The sequence below is a fragment of the Lysinibacillus telephonicus genome, from assembly GCF_003966145.1.
Lineage (GTDB): Bacteria > Bacillota > Bacilli > Bacillales_A > Planococcaceae > Ureibacillus > Ureibacillus telephonicus.
In genome coordinates this window covers 1-18663 of record NZ_RXNR01000033.1, presented here as the reverse complement: position 1 = coordinate 18663, position 18663 = coordinate 1, and the positions used below count along the sequence as shown (strand labels likewise).

General features: G+C 31.3%; 11 protein-coding genes. All 11 read left to right on the top strand.

Annotated features, from left to right (window positions below; translation table 11 throughout):
- The first annotated feature begins 1 nt into the window (after nucleotide 1).
- The 11 genes from EKG35_RS12270 (at nucleotide 2) to EKG35_RS12225 (ending at nucleotide 18136) form a co-directional block, all read left to right on the top strand.
- Complete coding sequence (locus EKG35_RS12270) at nucleotides 2-2743, top strand: DNA methyltransferase (RefSeq protein ID WP_126294753.1); 2742 nt, start codon at nucleotides 2-4, stop codon at nucleotides 2741-2743.
- Between the two features lie 14 nt (nucleotides 2744-2757).
- Entirely contained in the window at nucleotides 2758-4662 is a 1905-nt protein-coding gene (gene pglZ / locus EKG35_RS12265) for a BREX-3 system phosphatase PglZ (protein ID WP_185807743.1), read from the top strand.
- Nucleotides 4663-4678: 16 nt separating this feature from the next.
- Nucleotides 4679-5404, top strand: coding sequence for a hypothetical protein (locus EKG35_RS12260; RefSeq protein ID WP_126294751.1), 726 nt, complete (start codon nucleotides 4679-4681; stop codon nucleotides 5402-5404).
- 28 nt (nucleotides 5405-5432) lie between these two features.
- Complete coding sequence (locus EKG35_RS12255; RefSeq protein WP_126294750.1) at nucleotides 5433-8612, top strand: DEAD/DEAH box helicase; 3180 nt, start codon at nucleotides 5433-5435, stop codon at nucleotides 8610-8612.
- Nucleotides 8613-8791: 179 nt separating this feature from the next.
- The gene (locus EKG35_RS12250; RefSeq protein WP_281274615.1) at nucleotides 8792-9886 is read left to right on the top strand and encodes a DUF4145 domain-containing protein; all 1095 of its coding nucleotides are present in this window, start codon (nucleotides 8792-8794) and stop codon (nucleotides 9884-9886) included.
- A 974-nt stretch (nucleotides 9887-10860) separates the two neighbouring features.
- The gene (locus tag EKG35_RS12245) at nucleotides 10861-11757 is read left to right on the top strand and encodes a hypothetical protein (protein WP_126294748.1); all 897 of its coding nucleotides are present in this window, start codon (nucleotides 10861-10863) and stop codon (nucleotides 11755-11757) included.
- Nucleotides 11758-12238: 481 nt separating this feature from the next.
- Entirely contained in the window at nucleotides 12239-13033 is a 795-nt protein-coding gene (locus EKG35_RS12240) for a hypothetical protein (protein ID WP_126294747.1), read from the top strand.
- A 121-nt stretch (nucleotides 13034-13154) separates the two neighbouring features.
- Nucleotides 13155-13466, top strand: a complete 312-nt coding sequence (locus EKG35_RS12235) for a hypothetical protein (RefSeq protein ID WP_126294746.1) — start codon at nucleotides 13155-13157, stop codon at nucleotides 13464-13466.
- 146 nt (nucleotides 13467-13612) lie between these two features.
- On the top strand, nucleotides 13613-13747 hold the full coding sequence (locus EKG35_RS21450; protein WP_281274614.1) for a hypothetical protein: 135 nt from the start codon (nucleotides 13613-13615) through the stop codon (nucleotides 13745-13747).
- Nucleotides 13748-14186: 439 nt separating this feature from the next.
- Entirely contained in the window at nucleotides 14187-16322 is a 2136-nt protein-coding gene (locus tag EKG35_RS12230) for an ATP-dependent nuclease (protein ID WP_126294745.1), read from the top strand.
- Nucleotides 16319-18136, top strand: coding sequence for a UvrD-helicase domain-containing protein (locus tag EKG35_RS12225; RefSeq protein WP_126294744.1), 1818 nt, complete (start codon nucleotides 16319-16321; stop codon nucleotides 18134-18136). Before EKG35_RS12230 ends, EKG35_RS12225 begins: the two co-directional genes overlap by 4 nt.
- Nucleotides 18137-18663: the final 527 nt, after the last annotated feature.

The window sequence follows — 18663 nt, the reverse complement described above, 5'->3', positions numbered from 1 at the left end:
AATGAAGGAAAAGTTCAAACAAATCTCTTTAATTAATGAATTTGAGGCAGACAACACACCAGTTGTTTGCCTTGGTATGACATTTAAAAATGAAGAACAAAGAAAAGAATATTTCCGTGAAGAATTACGAAAGAAATTACCTGAATTAAAAAAAATTGAGGGCTTCCCTATTGGGGAAGATGAAGATATTATCGCACTGTCTGATCCTCCCTATTACACAGCATGTCCCAATCCTTGGTTAAATGATTTTATTAAGGGTAATTCTGAAAGGTTAAAGGATGATCAATCTCCATTTATTTTAGATGTATCAGAGGGGAAAACAGACCCTTATTATATGGTGCATAGTTATCATACTAAAGTTCCTTACAAAGCAATAATGCATTATATTCTGCATTATACGAAACCGGGTGATGTAATTTATGATGGATTTTGTGGAAGTGGAATGGCTGGAATAGCGGCATATCTATGTGAGTCAACTGACGAAATAATTCAATTAGGTTATCGAATTGAAAATGAAAAGATATACGATCAAGAAGATAATTTTGTTAGTGAAGTTGGGCAGAGAAAAGCATTACTCTCTGATTTATCACCATTAGCTACGCATATTGCATCCCAATTAAATTACGACTTCGATAGAGAAGAATTTAAGAAGTTTATGCTAACAGAAATTGATAAATTAGAAAATGATTTAGGTTGGATGTTTGAAACTACGTATCAAGGGCAAAAGGCCAAAATTAATTATGTTATTTGGAGTGAAAATTTTATTTGCCAATCATGTGCTCATGAAATTAATTTTTGGTCTGTTGCTATAGAAAGAGACGAAAAGAAAGTAAAAGATAAGTTCTCATGTCCAAATTGTGGAGTATTAACATCAAAAAGTGAATTAACAAGAGCAATGGAAACTAAGTTTATCCCTGAATTAAATATTTATTCTGAAACAAGTAAATTTACTCCTAATGTAATCAATTTAATATACCAGGGAAAAAGAACTGAGAAAGAAGTAGATGATAAAGATATAGAAGTTTTGAAGAAAATAGAAGATTATCGCATGAAGTATAAAGTGCCAACTAATCCAATACCTAGTGGAGATGAGATTGGTAGATTGAAAAATAATGGTGTTTATTATGTAGATCAATTACTCACTGATAGAAATAATATAATACTTTGTGAATTGAAAAATCGTATAAAAAAAACAAAATATTCTAAAGAAGCACTATTCATTATTACAGCAGCCATAAATAATTTGACACAATTATATAGATGGCGTGCTAATGGCAAGGGAGGAATAATTTCTGGAACATATTATTTACCTTCAACACCACAAGAAAATAACCCTTTTAATCAGTTAAGAAGAAAAGTAGAAGATTTCTTAAAAATTGAATTTAAAAATTATCCTAGGAATACTTTAGTTAGCACGAATTCTATTACGAAATTACCTGTTGAAAATAATTCAGTAGACTATATATTTACTGATCCCCCTTTTGGCGCTAATTTAATGTACTCAGAATTAAATTTAATTTGGGAAACATGGATTGGAGTATTAACTGATAATGACACGGAAGCAATTGTTAATAAAAGTCAGAATAAAAATACATCAAAATATTATGAACTGCTTAATAAGGGATTTAAGGAATACTTTAGAATTTTAAAGCCAAACGGATGGATTACTGTAGAGTTTAGTAACTCTAAAGCAAGTATTTGGAATGCTATACAAGAAGCTATTCAAAAAGCTGGTTTTATAATAGCAAATGTTTCAGCATTAGATAAGAAGCAGGGGAGTTTTAAGGCGGTTACAACGACAACAGCTGTCAAACAAGACCTAGTAATTTCAGCTTATAAACCTTTCGAGGAAAATATTCAAAAGATGCATGAACAAACAAACACTCCGGAATCGGCTTGGACGTTCGTCAATCAGCATTTAGAAAAGCTTCCAGTGTTTCTTGGCTCAAAAGGTGAAGCATCTGTGATTGCAGAACGTACTCCACGTATACTATTCGACAGAATGATCGCTTATCACGTTCAAAATGGGTTACCTGTCCCAATTTCTTCTGCCGAATTCCAGGTAGGCGTTGCTCAACGTTTCCCAATGCGTGATGGTATGGCATTTTTAGAGTCACAAGTTGCTGAATATGATAAGAAACGCATCCTTGTCAAAGAATTTACACAAATGAATCTATTTGTTTCTGATGAAACTAGTGCGATTGAGTGGATTCGTCAGCAACTCATGAAAAAGCCTCAAACACGCCAAGACTTACATCCGCAATTTATGAAGGAAATTCAACATATTGCTAAACATGAGAAATTACCTGAGTTGGATGATTTGCTAACTCAAAACTTCTTACGTTATGAAGGTGATGAATCTGTACCTGATCAAATTGTTAGCTATTTACATCGTAACTATAAAGATTTGCGCGGATTAACAAAAGATGATGAGAAATTAAAAGAAAAAGCAATGAACCGTTGGTACGTACCTGATCCAAATAAACAAGCAGACTTGGAAAAATTACGTGAAAAAACTTTATTACGTGAATTTGAAAGTTATTTAGAGGAATTGGGTACACATAAGAAAAAATTAAAACAATTCCGAACTGAAGCGATTCGTGCTGGATTTAAAAAGGCATGGGGAGAGAAGGATTATCAGAAAATTGTCGATGTCGGTGACCGATTACCTGAATCAGTTATTCAGGAAGACGATAAGCTCCTTATGTATTATGATAACGCACAAGTTCGTGTAGAAATGTAAAGTGGGTGACGAGATTGAACTGGGTTGAGAAAATTACATCCTATTTCTCCATTAAAGGAGCATTGTATGTCGTAGCTGATTCTCAAGGTTTGCTAACTCGAGAAGAAGTACAAGATGTTTTTCAGAAACAGCAAATTTTCGTTACAACAATTGATGATCCAATGTTACTTCGATTGATGTATGAAAGAAATTTTCGTCATGTTTCCAGAGAAGAAAGAGCTACAATGTTAGTTGTATTACCTCATCAACAGTTCAATCTTATTCCTTATGATATGTATGAACAAGCACACCGCATAGCTCTGTCTTTGGAAATGCTTTTTTCAAAATTAGAACCAACAGCAGTACACTTATGTCCAATTGCCTATTATGAGATTTTATTTTCAAAACAAGATAGTTTAACTTATCAGCTTACTTATAAAGAATCGCTTCAATTTATACTAGAAGTTGTTTTAGAAGAAGAACTTCGTTATATCCTCAGTGATGTGGGATTAATTAAAATTGCAATGAATTATTTCAAGCGTTTTGATACGGGAATGCCTGAGCTATTAATTAATGAGTTAAGTCGAACGTTACAGCAGAAACGTATAATTGTTTCACCTGATGTTTATGAATGCTTTAAGTCTAAAGAGAAGCTGTCAAATTTTTTAAACTCTCGATGGAAAGAATATGTAGCTTATTACGTTAAAGGGAATAAAGAAATAATTACTGAATCCCCATCTTCATATTCCAATCGTTATTTCGATGACTTTTCATTAAGGAAACAATTAAATGAATGGATTGTACCAATTGAGATACAAGCTGATATACCAATCGAACCTTGGATGAAGGAGAACATTGTTGTAAAAGAAACTTCCAAAGAGTTAAATAGTATATCTATAAATTCTTTAAAAGGTGATTATTCAGCATTTGAGTTAAAAGAATGGCGTGTTTTTGCGAGTAATCTTGGAGATATCAAAGCGGAGTTTCTTGAAGATACTATAACTAGTAAGGAAATCAAAAAAATTACTACTGAGGCAAATAAAGCATTTGAAAATTGGATGTGCTCAAAATTTGAGGGGATAGCTTCGTTGCCATTACTTCCAAAACCTAAGATGGTGCATCAAATTCCACATTTTTTAGAGCATAAATTCAACACAAAAGTGGCTTTACTTGTGTTAGATGGAATGAGTTTTACACAATGGCACATAATCAAACAGTCATTAACTGAAGAGCGATGGTTATTTGAAGAAGATGCAGTGTTTACATGGGTGCCGAGTGTTACATCTGTGGCAAGACAGGCTATCTTTTCTGGAAAAGTACCTCGAGGATTTGCGGATTCTATTCAGACTACGAGTAAGGAAGAAAAGTATTGGAAAGAATTTTGGATTCATCATGGTTTTGCAGAGAGGAATATCGCTTATCAAAAGTCATTAGGATTAAAATCATTTGATCGACAAGATTTAAAATTTACTTCATCACCATTTATATCAATTTATGGAGCTGTCATTGATGTCATTGATGAGTTTATGCACGGCGCAAAACAAGGTCACCAAACTGTAAACTCTGAATTACAAATTTGGTTACAAAAGAAGTTTCTACATCAACTTTTAGATGAACTAGCTTCAAATGACTTTGACATATACCTTACATCAGATCACGGTAACATAGAGAGCATTGGGCTAGGAAGAATCTCACAAGGCGTAACTGTTGAATCAGCCAATCAACGTTCCCGCATCTATAAATCAGCAAATATACGAAACCAAACTGCTATTGATAATACTGATACATTGATATGGGATAATGTGAATTTGCCAGATGATTATTATGTACTCTTAGCTAAAAATAATGGAGCTTTTGTGCCGAAAAATGATAAGATTGTAACTCATGGTGGTATACATATAGAAGAAGTAATTGTTCCATTTGTAAAAGTATATCGTTAGAGAGTGGGTGCAAAATATGAAACCAGTTGGATTCGATCAAAAAATCCAATTACATCAGCTAGATTTTGTTCTAAAAAACATAGGTAAAGTATCTAACAATGAGATGCATAGTTTATTAGACCATTACTTACTTAATGACATTCAAGGTCCTGCATCAAGAAGATGTGCACATGCGATTATTATGAAAATATGGTGGTCAGTAGAGCAACATCACACATTAATAAGAGATTATCTAGTTTCAAACTATTCGTTGCTTTCTTCTCAAGAAAAAGGTAGTTTACATTGGTGCATGACAACGCTAGCTTATCCTTTCTTTAGAGAGCAAGTTAACTATCTAGGTAAAAATTTTAGAATGGCAGATGAGGTAAGAAGTAAAACGGTTGTGGCAGAAATGAAAAACCTTTATGGTGACCGTCGCAGAGTTGAAGTAGCAACGGGTGCTGTATTTGCATCAATCAAGAATTGGGGCTTTATCAATATGATCAAGCCTGGAGTATATATGTTACCAAATGAAAAAGTGAACATTGATTCTCCAATATTAAAGCAATTAATGGTAGAAGTGTTAATGGAACACTTACAAACAGATAGTGTGAGTCTTGAAATGGTTAATAATAGTGCAATTTTTTTCCCATTCAATTACCATATAAGTATAGGGGATTTAGCACAAGACCGATTTTCCATTGTACGAAATATTCGAGATACATTTATTGAACGAAATCCTAAAATCCCTTATTCCGTGTGAGTAGGGGATTTTTATATGGAGGTTTAAAATGAATATTGGTGATATTATTACAGGCCCGTTTTTTCCAGAAACGATTGAAATTAAAAAGGTTGAGCAGTTTGGCGATGAGTATCAATTAATTGAAGGCATCGGAAGAAATTCAAATGAATACTATGAGCATTTATTATCAATTGAAGATTTAGACAAAATTACTATTTTGAGTACATCTTCCGAAAATCGCTTTGAACTTACAGGTATGGATGTACAGCAACGGTTAATACAACTCGCACTGGAGATTGAAGACAAGCATTCTAAAGCACGTGCATTGGGAAGCAAACAAGTAATGCCTTTACCACACCAAATTGAAGCTGTGTACAGTAGAATGCTACAATCTCCGAGTATTCGTTATTTACTTGCAGATGATCCAGGTGCGGGGAAAACAATTATGTCTGGCATGTTAATTAAAGAGTTAAAAGCTAGGGAAAGTATACAGCGTATATTGGTACTTGTTCCTCCATTAGTGCTAAGGCAATGGCAAGAGGAAATGGAACAAAAATTCCAAGAATCCTTTAAAATTATTAATCGCGCTGTGTTAAATGAATATGGTAGTCAAAATCCGTTTATTGAAAATAACTGTTGTTTAGCATCAATCTATTGGGCAAGTAGAGAGGATATTAAACAACTTATATTAGAAGCACCATTTGATTTAGTCATAGTAGATGAAGCACATAAAATGGCTGCATATTCTTACGGGAAGACACAACGAAAAGTATCTAAAACAAAATTATATCAGCTTGGAGAGAAGCTTTTAGCGAAAACAGAGCATTGTCTATTGTTAACTGCGACACCGCATAAAGGGGATGCTGAGAATTTCCGTTTACTTATGAAATTAATTGAACCAGATTTATTTCATCAAATATCTTCTGGTGAATCGTTAAAAGATAAAAGCAATCCATATATCATTCGACGATTAAAAGAAACGATGGTTAATTTTGATGGGACGCCAATTTTCCCAAAACGAACAACTAAAACCATTCAATATAATTTAACTGAACCTGAATTAGAATTGTATGAGGCAGTTACAAATTATGTACAGACCCACTTTAACCGTGCGATGAATGCAGGCCATAATAGTACTGCATTTGCGATGATGTTACTGCAAAGACGTCTTAGTTCTTCTATTGAAGCAATCCATAAATCACTTTATAGAAGACATAAACGTTTAATGACTTTGCTTGATAAAACAGAAGCTGAACGAAAAAAATATATGCTTCAAATTGAAAAGTATTATCAAAATACACTTGAAGAAGAAGTGGTAGACCAAGAAGAATTATTAGAACGTAAACTTGAGCTAGCAATGGATGACGTTGATATTGAAGCGTTGAAAGAAGAAATTGCTGAGTTAAAAAGATTGCTTTCAATGACAAAAACATTAAAGCAATACGGAATGGAGCGTAAATATCTTGAATTAGAAGAAATGCTTTTTGGTGTAGATGGTCTCATCTATTCTGGAGAAAAGATTTTAATTTTCACGGAGTCTGTAGATACATTAAATGCTTTAGAGCAAAAGCTATCCGAACGTGTACCTAATATTGCAAAGATTGTTGGTAAGTACTCAATGGATGAACGTCGAAATCAAGTAGAGCTATTCCGAAATTCTTCTCAAATCATGCTCGCAACAGATGCAGGAGGCGAATCCATCAATCTTCAATTCTGTAATCAAATGATTAATTATGATATCCCTTGGAACCCAAACCGATTAGAACAACGAATGGGGCGTATCCACCGCATTGGTCAAAAGAATGAAGTATTCATCTTTAACTTAGTAGCTCAAAATACACGCGAAGGTTACGTCATGCTTAGACTTCTTGAAAAACTAGAAACGATGAAAGAAGATCTAGGAAATGACCTCGTATATAACTTCATGGGTGAACTACTAGATGGTGAGATTAACCTTTCAGAATTGATGAAAGAAGCAATTCTTTCAAGGGAGACGTTAGATGATATCATTGCTCAAATGGATAAAACATTAAGTGATGAACATAAAGAATTACTTGAAACGATGAAGAAAATGAAATTTGAAGAAGAGTCTATTGATGTGGAAGCAATGAAGAAAGAGCAATACGATATAGAACTAAATCGCATTCCTAATCGTGTATACGCTCCATTTGTTAATTATGTGTTGAAACAAAATAATGTAAAAATAAACGATAGCCAAGACAATAAAGTACATCGAATCGAACGTTTTCCAAAACTTTTACGTGATCAATACAGCAAGCAACTTAAATTAGACGACACATATCGTTATACTGGTTATTCTGAATACCAGACAGATGAGGTGGATTATTTATCAAAGGAAACACCGATTTATTCTATTACTAAGACGTTGTTAAATAGGACAAACGATCAGATTTCTTTGAAACGTTATTTGCTCATGTATGAAGTGCCAGAAAAGTTAAAGATAGATTTATATCGTGTAGTTTTGAAAGATGGTACAGGTAAGGAGTTACAAAACCAACTAGTTTCCATTGCAAAGCGAGAAGATGAAACCATTATTTCTTTAAATCCATATTGGATAGCTTTAGGACAATTTTCAGAGGAAGTCACAGAATTACCATTAATCGAGGAAAAAGTGTTACAACGTGAAATTTTAAATGTTACGTTAGAAGAAAAAAAGAAACTTGAAAAAACACGTACCGCACAATTGAATCGAATGCATGATTTTTTCGTACAATCCTTTGAGACACAGTATAACGAAGCATATGAAAAACTAATACAGTACCAAATGGATAATGCAGATAACAAAAATTCAGCACTAATTAACCAAATGAATGCTCAATTAATCGATATCGAAGATCAAAAAAATCGCAGACTAGAACTATTAAATAAACAGCGAACAATCACATTACTTCCACCAAAGAAATTAGCTCAATTTGAATTGATTCCAAATGGCGTATCCTACCGTGTCATAGCTTCAGATTATATTGAACTCGTTACAAAACATGAAAAAGCTAATGGCAGAAAAATAATTAAGATGTTTGATAATCTAGGTATGGTTGATTTTTATAGTGAACGATTTAACGGAGAAGAAAGGTTTATCATTTTAACAAAGAATGAAAACTTCCTGATTAGTGAAGAACAACTAGAAGATTTACACAACATAATTGATAAGGTCTACATTTATATTATCAATAATGATAGTATTGAGGAAGTTAAGTTTAGTTTGTAATCAATAATTGAATCCAGAATAATTTTCCTTTTAAAGTTTCAGCGGCCTCGTGGAGTATGCATATTAACATCTCCATGAGGCTTTAAAATACTAAAAATATCCTACGAATAACTCAATAAGGTTATTTGATTTATGATTTATGGAAGTAAAAAAGATAATAAGAAAGGAAGTAGAAATCATTGTCGCACTTATACAGTTTTATAGATAATTCTTTTCCGAAAATTGCAAAGTTATGTCAAGAAATTGAAGGTATCATATATAAAAGTCCAAGAATGGCATTAACATCTTGTCGTACATTGGCTGAAACATTACTAGAAAAAGCAGTGGAGGCAGAAAACTTAACTAATACAGTCCCAAATACTTTTCAAGAAAGAATCACCTATTTTCATAGAGAAGGTATTATAACAAATGAACAAAACGAGGCATTCTATGTAATTAGAAAATATGGTAATGCTGCTGCTCATGATTCATTTAGAAAATTTTATATACGAGAGGCACTTGAAGTTTGGGAAAATACTTATAAAGTAGTTAAATGGTTTATTGAGGTATATGGATCAACAGAGATACAAGTACCTGAATATGATGAACCTGCAGTTAAAGCGACAGATCACGAAGACTTATCAAAAGTGTTAGAAATTATTAAAAGTTTAGAAGAGAGATTACAAGGTGGCGAAATCAGTTCTAACGAAGGACTATCTGATGAAGGTTTATCAAAAGCTCACCAAGTATCTCGTGTTATTAAATGCGATAATGAACAGTTAGAAATTCCGTTTTTTCTAAGGGACGCTTTTTTATTACCACAACGTTTCCCGAAATCAACAACCTTCCTTATACGATTAAATGGTGAACAACAAGCAAGAATTATGAGTGAGCTACCTGAAAACTTTGAAGGTCTTCATCAGCATGTAAAACGTTTTAATGAGAAAAACGATGCTACTTTTTTTGAAGAGTTAAAAGAATACGTGAAAGAAGAAACAATTCGTAAAAAAATTGAAGAACAACATCCTGGTGAAATGATACTTTTTTACAAAGAAGATTACATAATTTTAACCGAAGCATTAGGTGAAGTCGAACTAACAATTCAAGACTTTCCAGGTAGCCCGAGCTTTATCAAACAACTCCATGAGCAAAATATAACAAAGGTTAATCAACTTCCAAAAGAACTCGTGTTGTTAGGGAAATATAAAAATGTTGGTGAAACAACCCTACAAAGACTTTTTGAACAACTAAAATTAAAAGCACTAGAAATCTCAAAAGAATATGTAACAATTTAATAAAATGAGAACCACTAGAAATCTGTACTGAATTTAAGCAAACAGATAAATGTGGTTCTTTTTAATTTGAACATTTTGTGAAATATTATTAAGTCGACCGAAAAAAATAGAAAATGACTATATTAAATAGTGGATGGGTATTTTTAAAGATTTACTGTATTAATCTGAAAACCTTGTTAAATCAATAAAAGGCTACTACACCCCCACAGGAAGCTTCAGTTTTAGCTATTTTGAAAAAGACTCAATAACATTCAGAAAATAATATTTATATGGCTATTATAGGTCGTCTAAAGATGTATGAATCATTCTTTAATAGAGATGATCACAACATATGAGTAAAAGGATCTAAGAGGCCTCTAGTGATATTAAATTGAATTTTAGTGATACCAACAATATATAGCGCGGCAGTTTTTATTTAAATAATATTATGATGTTTTCATATCCAAAATAAAATGTAGCTGCAAATCAATTAATAAATAATGTTGTATCTGTAATCACATCACCATTAGAAATGAATTAGCCAAAATTCATAGGATAAAAGTGGATAGCTGTGTTCATTAATGTAGTAAAAAATATAATTCATTGATCCCTCCAGCTGCATATATACATATACTATTAAACACAATCATCAAGGTTACCTACATGGATATATAATCAATTAATTGAAGCAGTAGTATTTTTACTCATGTAGTTAGCTTAGTTAATTGACAACAAATGATTAATAATCTTCAAATGACCTTGACTGTAGTTGCTATTTGCAGATGACATTAATCATCAATAATATTCATACTTCCCCTAGTAGTGACCCTTAATATATATAATATATATAATAAAAGTCACTAATGGGGGATATATCATTTAATAATATTAGTATATTAATAGCCAATAATGGTGGAATCCTCCTGTTGACCGATTAAAATGAAATGCTTACTTTCACACATGTATTAAACAACATGTTTACGGGAGGATGCATTATGAAAAAAGTGACGTTAAATAATCTAGAAATCCAATTGTTCATTAATATGAATGAAGCACAAATTTCTAAAAAGGGTCGACAAGCAGTTATTAATAAATTAACAACTATGGGTATGAAAAATATCCAAATAGAAGGCAAAGGAAAGAATGCTTCCTATACATTTGATTTTCCAGATCGCTTTGGTGAATTGCTGATGCTTCCAAAACAACGTTTACCTCAGTACTCAATGATAGAAATTGAATGTATGGATCTATTAATTAAAGGAAACGAAAGAGATGGTCTTGTCATGTTCTTTGATGAACTGATTAAAGAAATTGCTACAAAGCATGGCGCAGAATATGAAGCTGTAAAAACAAAGATCAGGCGTATCAAATCACATTTAATGGATTGCGGTCTTATACAACCAAATAATAAAAGTCATCGTGTAAAAGTAGATGATGAATGGGTAACAGGTAAACGTGCATTTGCCATACATGGCGAAATAAAAAACGTTTGGAAAAAGACATATATACGACAATTAGAGGAATATCAGCAACTTTATCCCAATGCTGAGAGTGTTCCGAAATGGGTGTTTAAATCAGAAAATCAACAATTAGCCATAAGTACTATTCCTCGATGGTTTTCTGTAGACTGTTACAAAGTTGCAAAAGGCTATGTTGTAGATGAACGATTGTTAAGTGACATTCAATATGCAAATGATGCAATTCTTCAAACGTTTAATTTGGATGCAGTAAGAAACGAAATTTCAAGAAGACAGAAGAAATATAAAGAGGAAAAAGCAGCTGACGATGAAATACTGGCAGAAATGGAAAAGCGCAATCAAGAAGAAGGACCGTCCAAAGCGGATCGAAAAAAAATTCTAGAACAGATTAAGCAAATGCCTAAATTTGATTAAAGTTATTTAAAAAGATTTTCCTTAGTAATGCTGAGGTGAAATCTTTTTTTAATTAAAAATATTCATCTGAATAATGGTTATCGTTTTTTTGTGGAACCAAGATTGTTGGATTAGTCGATTGACCAGTTATTTGTGTAGCCTCTCCAATTTAACCATTTAGATAAGATTTATATGCTATTAAGGTTTTCTCTATGAATTCCTCATACTTTCATAATAAATTGCACTAAGAGGCTACTATGTGCCTTAAAATGATCAAACTAATAATAGTTTTCAAGATTAAAACTTAAATCGGTGGGAATATATAATAATTAGCCGAAGGCTGGTGGAGTATCGATTAAAGGATAAATAAAAGAATTTTATTAAAATACTATTTCAAAACATAAATTCCCATTGATGTATGATTTTATATATTGACCAATCCAAACTGAAATGCTTACTTTCATTCATGTAAACCAAACAAATTATTATTGGAGGAATAACAATGAATAAAGTATCGCTTTCAAACAAACAATTACAGTCTTTTATCAATATGACTGAAGAACGAATTTTGAAAAAAGGCAAACAAACTGTTATCGATAAATTAACGTCAATGGGTATGCAAAATATAGAAATCGAAGGTAGAGGTAAAAAGGCTGTTTATACATTCGAAATACCAGATGGCTTTTATAAATTACTAATGATTCCCAAAAGTAATCTTCCACGTTACTCTGAAATCGCTATTGAATGTATTGAGATCTTGATTCAAGGAAATATCAGAAATGGTATAGTAATGTTCCAAACTGAACTAATTGGAGAACTAGCATCTAAATATGGTACACATATTGATGGCGTTAGTACAACATTTAATCGTATAAAGGGATATCTTGATGAATGCGGTTTATTAACTATTGGTGAGGAAAAAAGTAACCGAGTAAAAATCGGTAATAATTGGGTAGTTGAAAAGCCGAAATTCGATGAACATGCAAAAGAATTAAGAAAAGAATGTGAACTTCTGACTCAGTTGATTCCACAAGTCAGCTCTGTAGCATTCTGGAGAAATAAAGCTGAAGTCAACATCACACCTCCAGTTGCGATAAATCATCAATTAGATGGCAAATACTATTATGTATCAAAAAGTGTAATTGCTAAACCACAACTATTAGATGACATCCATTTTGCACAAACAGAATTGTTGAAAACATTCGACTTAAATCATGTGCGAAATGAAATACTAAAGCGACACGAGCAGTATAAACAAGAAATAAATCAAGGAATTCAACAACAAATGACATTGTGATAGTTTGAAGCAAAAAGTCTGAGAACGTAGTATTAGATTCTATATCAGAACATAACACGTCTCTAATTACAAAACTTTAAAGAGATTTCTTCTATATAATTATAGGGGGAATCTTTTTTGTATGGATTTTTACTATAGAAGCTTAATACAAGGCAATACACAAAATGGATTTGTGTCTCTACAGAATGAAGTAGTATCGAAAATCGCAAAGAAGTGTGAGAAAGATTATAAAGCTGTAAAAAAGACTTTTTTACAAATTAGGGAACACTTCAAATACTGTGATTATTTAACACCACTTGGAATAGGCGATAGTCATCGTGTCAAAATTAATGGAGAATGGGTAACAGGGAGCTTGGCAGAAGATTATGAAAAACAAGCGAAAGACATTTACGAAAGAAACCCGATGATCCAATATTTAACGGCTTATGGGTAACAAGTATGGAATATTGGGAAAAGTTTGGTGAAACTTCGGTGGTGGATGATTTTGAAATGGCATCTTTATTAGGTGTTGATCAATATATAAAAGCATGAGGAATTGGCAGTACGGCTCAGCTTTTAGATGATATCCTTTTTGTTAAAATGGAATTGTTAAAAACATTCGATTTAAAGTATGTGCAGGATGAAATTGCAGAACGACAGAAGAATTCTAAATCAGAAATTACCTATACAATAAAACATTCGAATGTATGTGTTTATGACCTATTGGACTCTTAATTTCTATAGGGAAAATCCAATGAAAAGTAAATTCCACTGAGTGTAAAAAATTTCTCTTAACAATGTTTAGGAGAAATTTTTTGCATATATGAGGGGGTGGGCACGGAAAGATTAGGATAAATAATTCGAATAAACCTACTTTCGCTTCGAAATTATATTAGTTTTTTCCACTATAAGGGCATCAAGTCAGGAGAAAAGATATATCAGAGCATTTGCATGAATTTTAATTAAATACAGGGAATGAACTATTTAGTAAGTGAAATTACATTCATAGTAAGTACCTTATGGAAAATGTTTGGTAATATTGGTAGGATTAAAATGAATACGTAAATATAACAAGTATAACTTATTAAACTATAGTAGAAAGTCACCTTTGTCTGAATCACATCAAATAGAAATATATAATACTTACGCTAGAAATAATTGGGGAGAGAAGATTATGTATTTAAAAACGCTAAAATTATATAATTTCAGAAAGTTTGCTGTTAATAAAGATTCCAGTGCTGGTTTAACTGTACATTTTAATAAAAATCTTAACTTAATAGTAGGTGAAAATGATTCAGGGAAAACAGCAATAATTGATGCAATAAGATATTTATTGGGAAGTTTAAGTGATGATTTTGAAAAAATTTCTTTGGAGGACTTTTATTGTATAAACAAAGACGAATTTACTGATACCTTTGTGATAGAAGGAATATTTAGCGATTTAAATGACAAAGAGGCAGGTAAATTTTTAGAGTGGCTTTCATTTGATACAGAAAATGAATATCAATTGAGAGTGATTTTAAAAGCTGAAAGAAAAACAAATGAAAATGGAAAAGAGTATATTGATAAAAAATTATTAGCCGGAGAAGAGAATTGCGAACTAAGATTAAATAGCCAAGCAAGAGATTTACTGAAAACTACTTATTTAAAACCACTAAGAGATGCAAGCTCGGAATTGAAACCTGGCTTTAGATCTAGGTTGGTAAATATTTTAAAGGCACATCCAGTGTTTCAAAGTGGTGAATCTAGTGAATTAGTTCAAGTAATGGAAGAAGCAAATTCCAAGTTAGAAGCTTTTTTCGAAAAAGAATATACTAAGGATCGTTCATTAATAAAAGATATTGAAAACGTATTAAGTGATTTTTATGATAATGCGGATTTACATAAATCTAAAGCAAAGTTTAATGTAACAAAGAGTGATCTAACATCGATTTTAAGAAAATTAAGTTTGAATACAGAAGAGATAAATCTAGGCTTGGGTAATCAAAATTTACTATTTATAGCAACTGAATTGTTATTATTAAACAATTTTATGAGTGAAGCTAATACTATTGGTCCTAATATAACTCTTATCGAAGAAATAGAAGCACATTTACATACACAAGCTCAGATAAGATTAATTAAATTTTTAGAAGCTGAGCTAGAGAAAAGTAACTTTTCAAGTCAGTTTATTTTAACAACCCATAGTTCGGATTTAGTTTCTTCTATTAATCCAAGTAATATAATTATGGTTCATAATCAATTTTGTTACCCCATGAGTAAAGAATATACTTTGTTAAACGAGAATGACTATAAATTTTTAGAAAGGTTCTTAGATGCTACAAAATGCAATTTATTTTTCGCAAAAGGGATTATTTTGGTCGAAGGAGACTCAGAAATGTTATTAATTCCAGCTTTGGCTGAATTAATAGGATTACCTTTACATAAGAATGGTGTTTCAATAATAAACGTTCATGGAACATCATTTGAACGTTATATAAAGTTATTTTCTAGATCCAATCATTGGATCGAAGAATTAATGTATCCTGAATTGAATATTCCTATATCTATAATTACTGATGTTGATGTAAAGCCATATATTTATTATGAAAAAGAAGGTTTTAAGTCTGTATATAGAATTAGTAACAATGATCATCTAAATGAAGTACTAAAAATACTAGGTAAAACTGAGGATGAGTTGAAAACTGAGTTTATTGGTAAAGAGTATTCAACATTAAGAAAACTTGCTAAAGATTTTAATTTTGATGTGAGTTCTGAAAAAGAAGACGAATTGGAATTAGTGATTAAATGTGATATAAGTGCAGACTATATTAATAGTATTAATAGAGAAAAGAAAAATACTATAGATGAAAAGTATGGTATTTATAATTGTAACTTGAATATAGGAATTGCTCCTGAATGGACTTTAGAATTTAGTTTAGCAAAAAGTTGCGTTAGAAAAATGTTATATAGAGCAATTCATACATTGAGATATAAAAGTGCCTTTGAAGGTAAACGCTTAAAAGAATATAAGGAATTCAGACAGATAATTAAAAAAGACAATAATTATTCAGATAATATTGCTTACGAGATATTCAAACCAATTGATAAAAAATTAGTATCAAAAGCTGAAATTGCTCAAGAACTTAGTGTATATATAAAAGATCTTTATGAACGAAACAAAGATAAAAAAGAAGCATTAGAAAAAATACAAAATATAATAATGCGGGACGACTATTTGAAGTATCTTATTGAAGCAATTAAACATGTTTCATCATTAAATATTGAGGATAAATCTGAGGAAGTAGAAAAAGTAGGTGTTTCCCAATGATTTATACAAAAGAATCATTTTTAAAAGAAATAGAATCAAAATTATTACCTAAAGGAGCTGCGTTTTCAGAACAACAAAAGTCAGTTATTTTACTCAATAATACTGCAAATATTGTAGCGGGTCCCGGATCTGGAAAAACAACAGTATTGACAGCTAAATGTGCTATGTTATTACATGGTAATATTGGTAATTCTAAAGGGATATGTTTAATTACACATACAAATGTAGCTGTAGATGAAATAAAGAGTGGATTAAGTAAAGTTGGATTTAATAGTATTGAATACCCCAATTTTATTGGTACAATACAAGAATTTTTTAATTATTTCTTTGGCAAGAAAGCTTTTCATATAATATTTGGAGATAAAAACATTCGAATATTGGATGATGATGAATACAGAGAAAGATTTGATTATTATTTTGATAGGTTAAAACCAAGTTGGTATACCAGTAAAAACCCGAATGTAAAAGGTAAAAATCCACAATTAATTATTAATCAAGATTTAACCTATGATGTTATTAGTGATGCTAATAGCACGTATAGAGATGCTTTTAATAATAGTATAAAATCATTATTAGAATTAGGGATTATAACAAATAAGCAATGTTTAGAGTTGTCAGCTTGGTATATTAATAAACATTTATTAAAAATAAGATCCTCTCTTTTTAATAGGTTTGAATATATATTATTAGACGAGGCTCAAGATACAAATGAATTTCAATATGAATTATTAAATAGTTTATTTTTAAATAATGTAAAATTCCAACGCTTCGGTGATCCTTATCAAGCGTTATATACTATTTTTGATACAGAAGAAGATGCTTGGATACCAACTGAAGAAGCTATTGATATTAATAAAAATGAAATTACTGAAACATCCAGATTTAACGAAAATATTGCTAATTTAGTTAAAAACGTTTGTATAGAAAAGTATGATAGTTTTAGTTCAATTAGTTCTGTAGATTCATTCCCCCCTTATTTTATTACGTATGATAATGGATTAGATTTAAAGTTAAAATACGAAGAATTAATAACTACTTTGGAAGAAGAATCTTTAGAATATAAAAATTCTAATAAAAAGGATGCTATACTGTCAGCAAAACACGATGATTTAGCTAATTTATTTGAAGATTATATTAGATCTAACTCAAAAGTAAGAAGGTCAGAAAGTGTAATTAAACAAATTTATTCTTTAATTTTGCGTATGATTGCTAAAGAATTAGATTTAAATTTTCAACAAACTGAGGAAAAACTAAATTCCTCTCTTGATAATAAAAGTAGTGTTGCTAAACTAATTAAAGATCTGGTTACAAAAGATGATATAGAAAGTACTATTACAAATGTTATTCAAGAAATAGAAAAAATTAAAAATGATATTATTGAGCCCCAGAATAAAGAGAAAATCAAAGATCAATTAAGTAGTTTTATCAAAGAAATGCAATCTACAAGTAAAAATATAAATGTAGAACAAAATGATGCTGAGTTTTATATCGGAACCGTTCATTCAGTTAAAGGTGAAACTCATAGGTCAACACTACTGGTATTAAATACAGTGTTCTCAGATTGGAATGAAACATTTAGATATGAGATATTCGAGCTATTATATGATTACTTAATAGGTAGTTATCAAGAGTTAGAAAACATCAATGATTTGGATTTAAAGAGAGAAACTAAAAATGCTTTAAAACTGGCTTATGTTGCATTCAGTAGACCAACTCATTTAGTCGCTATTGGTATTCATAGTGAAATGCTAACTGAGGAATTTAAACAAGAACTTATTGAGTATGGATGGAAGGAATGGGGAAATGAACTATAGTTTGATTTATCCACACATTACATTTAGTGAACTCAGTATCATGTCAAAATGAAAGCCTTAAAGTATGAAACTACCTGAAATTATGAAGGAAAGAAAAAGGTATTTTTATGTAGATACTTGCCTCCGAATAGGCGAATTTAAGTAAACCGATGTTAAAACCGATGTTAGTAATTTATAAAATACCTAAAAAAGCTGTGTGAACACTGGCATTAAGCCATTACTGGAACAAGCGGGTTCGACTCCCGCCGTCTCCATACATATGAAACCATTGAGTTTCACTGAGTGTGACTTTAAGTATATTTTTGCCGGTTTGGCAAGGATATACTTAATTTTATTGGCTGTACAATTTATAACGTTGGTGAATGAAAATCACCTTCTCCCGAAAGTTGGAGAAGGTGATGGAATTTCACTAGCGTTATTTTCTTTTATTTTAATAATAGAAAACAAGTGAGGTTCCCTGTAGAATTAAAGTCGACCAAAACCATCATTCAGGAGGGAATTCACTTGTCATATTCTAATAGTATTAA

Excerpts from the sequence above, each read along its gene's own strand:
- EKG35_RS12270 (WP_126294753.1), top strand. The coding sequence starts at position 2 with ATGAAGGAAAAGTTCAAACAAATCTCTTTAATTAATGAATTTGAGGCA.
- EKG35_RS12260 (WP_126294751.1), top strand. The coding sequence starts at position 4,679 with ATGAAACCAGTTGGATTCGATCAAAAAATCCAATTACATCAGCTAGAT.
- EKG35_RS12255 (WP_126294750.1), top strand. The coding sequence starts at position 5,433 with ATGAATATTGGTGATATTATTACAGGCCCGTTTTTTCCAGAAACGATT.
- EKG35_RS12245 (WP_126294748.1), top strand. The coding sequence starts at position 10,861 with ATGAAAAAAGTGACGTTAAATAATCTAGAAATCCAATTGTTCATTAAT.
- EKG35_RS12240 (WP_126294747.1), top strand. The coding sequence starts at position 12,239 with ATGAATAAAGTATCGCTTTCAAACAAACAATTACAGTCTTTTATCAAT.
- EKG35_RS12235 (WP_126294746.1), top strand. The coding sequence starts at position 13,155 with ATGGATTTTTACTATAGAAGCTTAATACAAGGCAATACACAAAATGGA.
- EKG35_RS21450 (WP_281274614.1), top strand. The coding sequence starts at position 13,613 with ATGGAATTGTTAAAAACATTCGATTTAAAGTATGTGCAGGATGAAATT.
- EKG35_RS12230 (WP_126294745.1), top strand. The coding sequence starts at position 14,187 with ATGTATTTAAAAACGCTAAAATTATATAATTTCAGAAAGTTTGCTGTT.
- EKG35_RS12225 (WP_126294744.1), top strand. The coding sequence starts at position 16,319 with ATGATTTATACAAAAGAATCATTTTTAAAAGAAATAGAATCAAAATTA.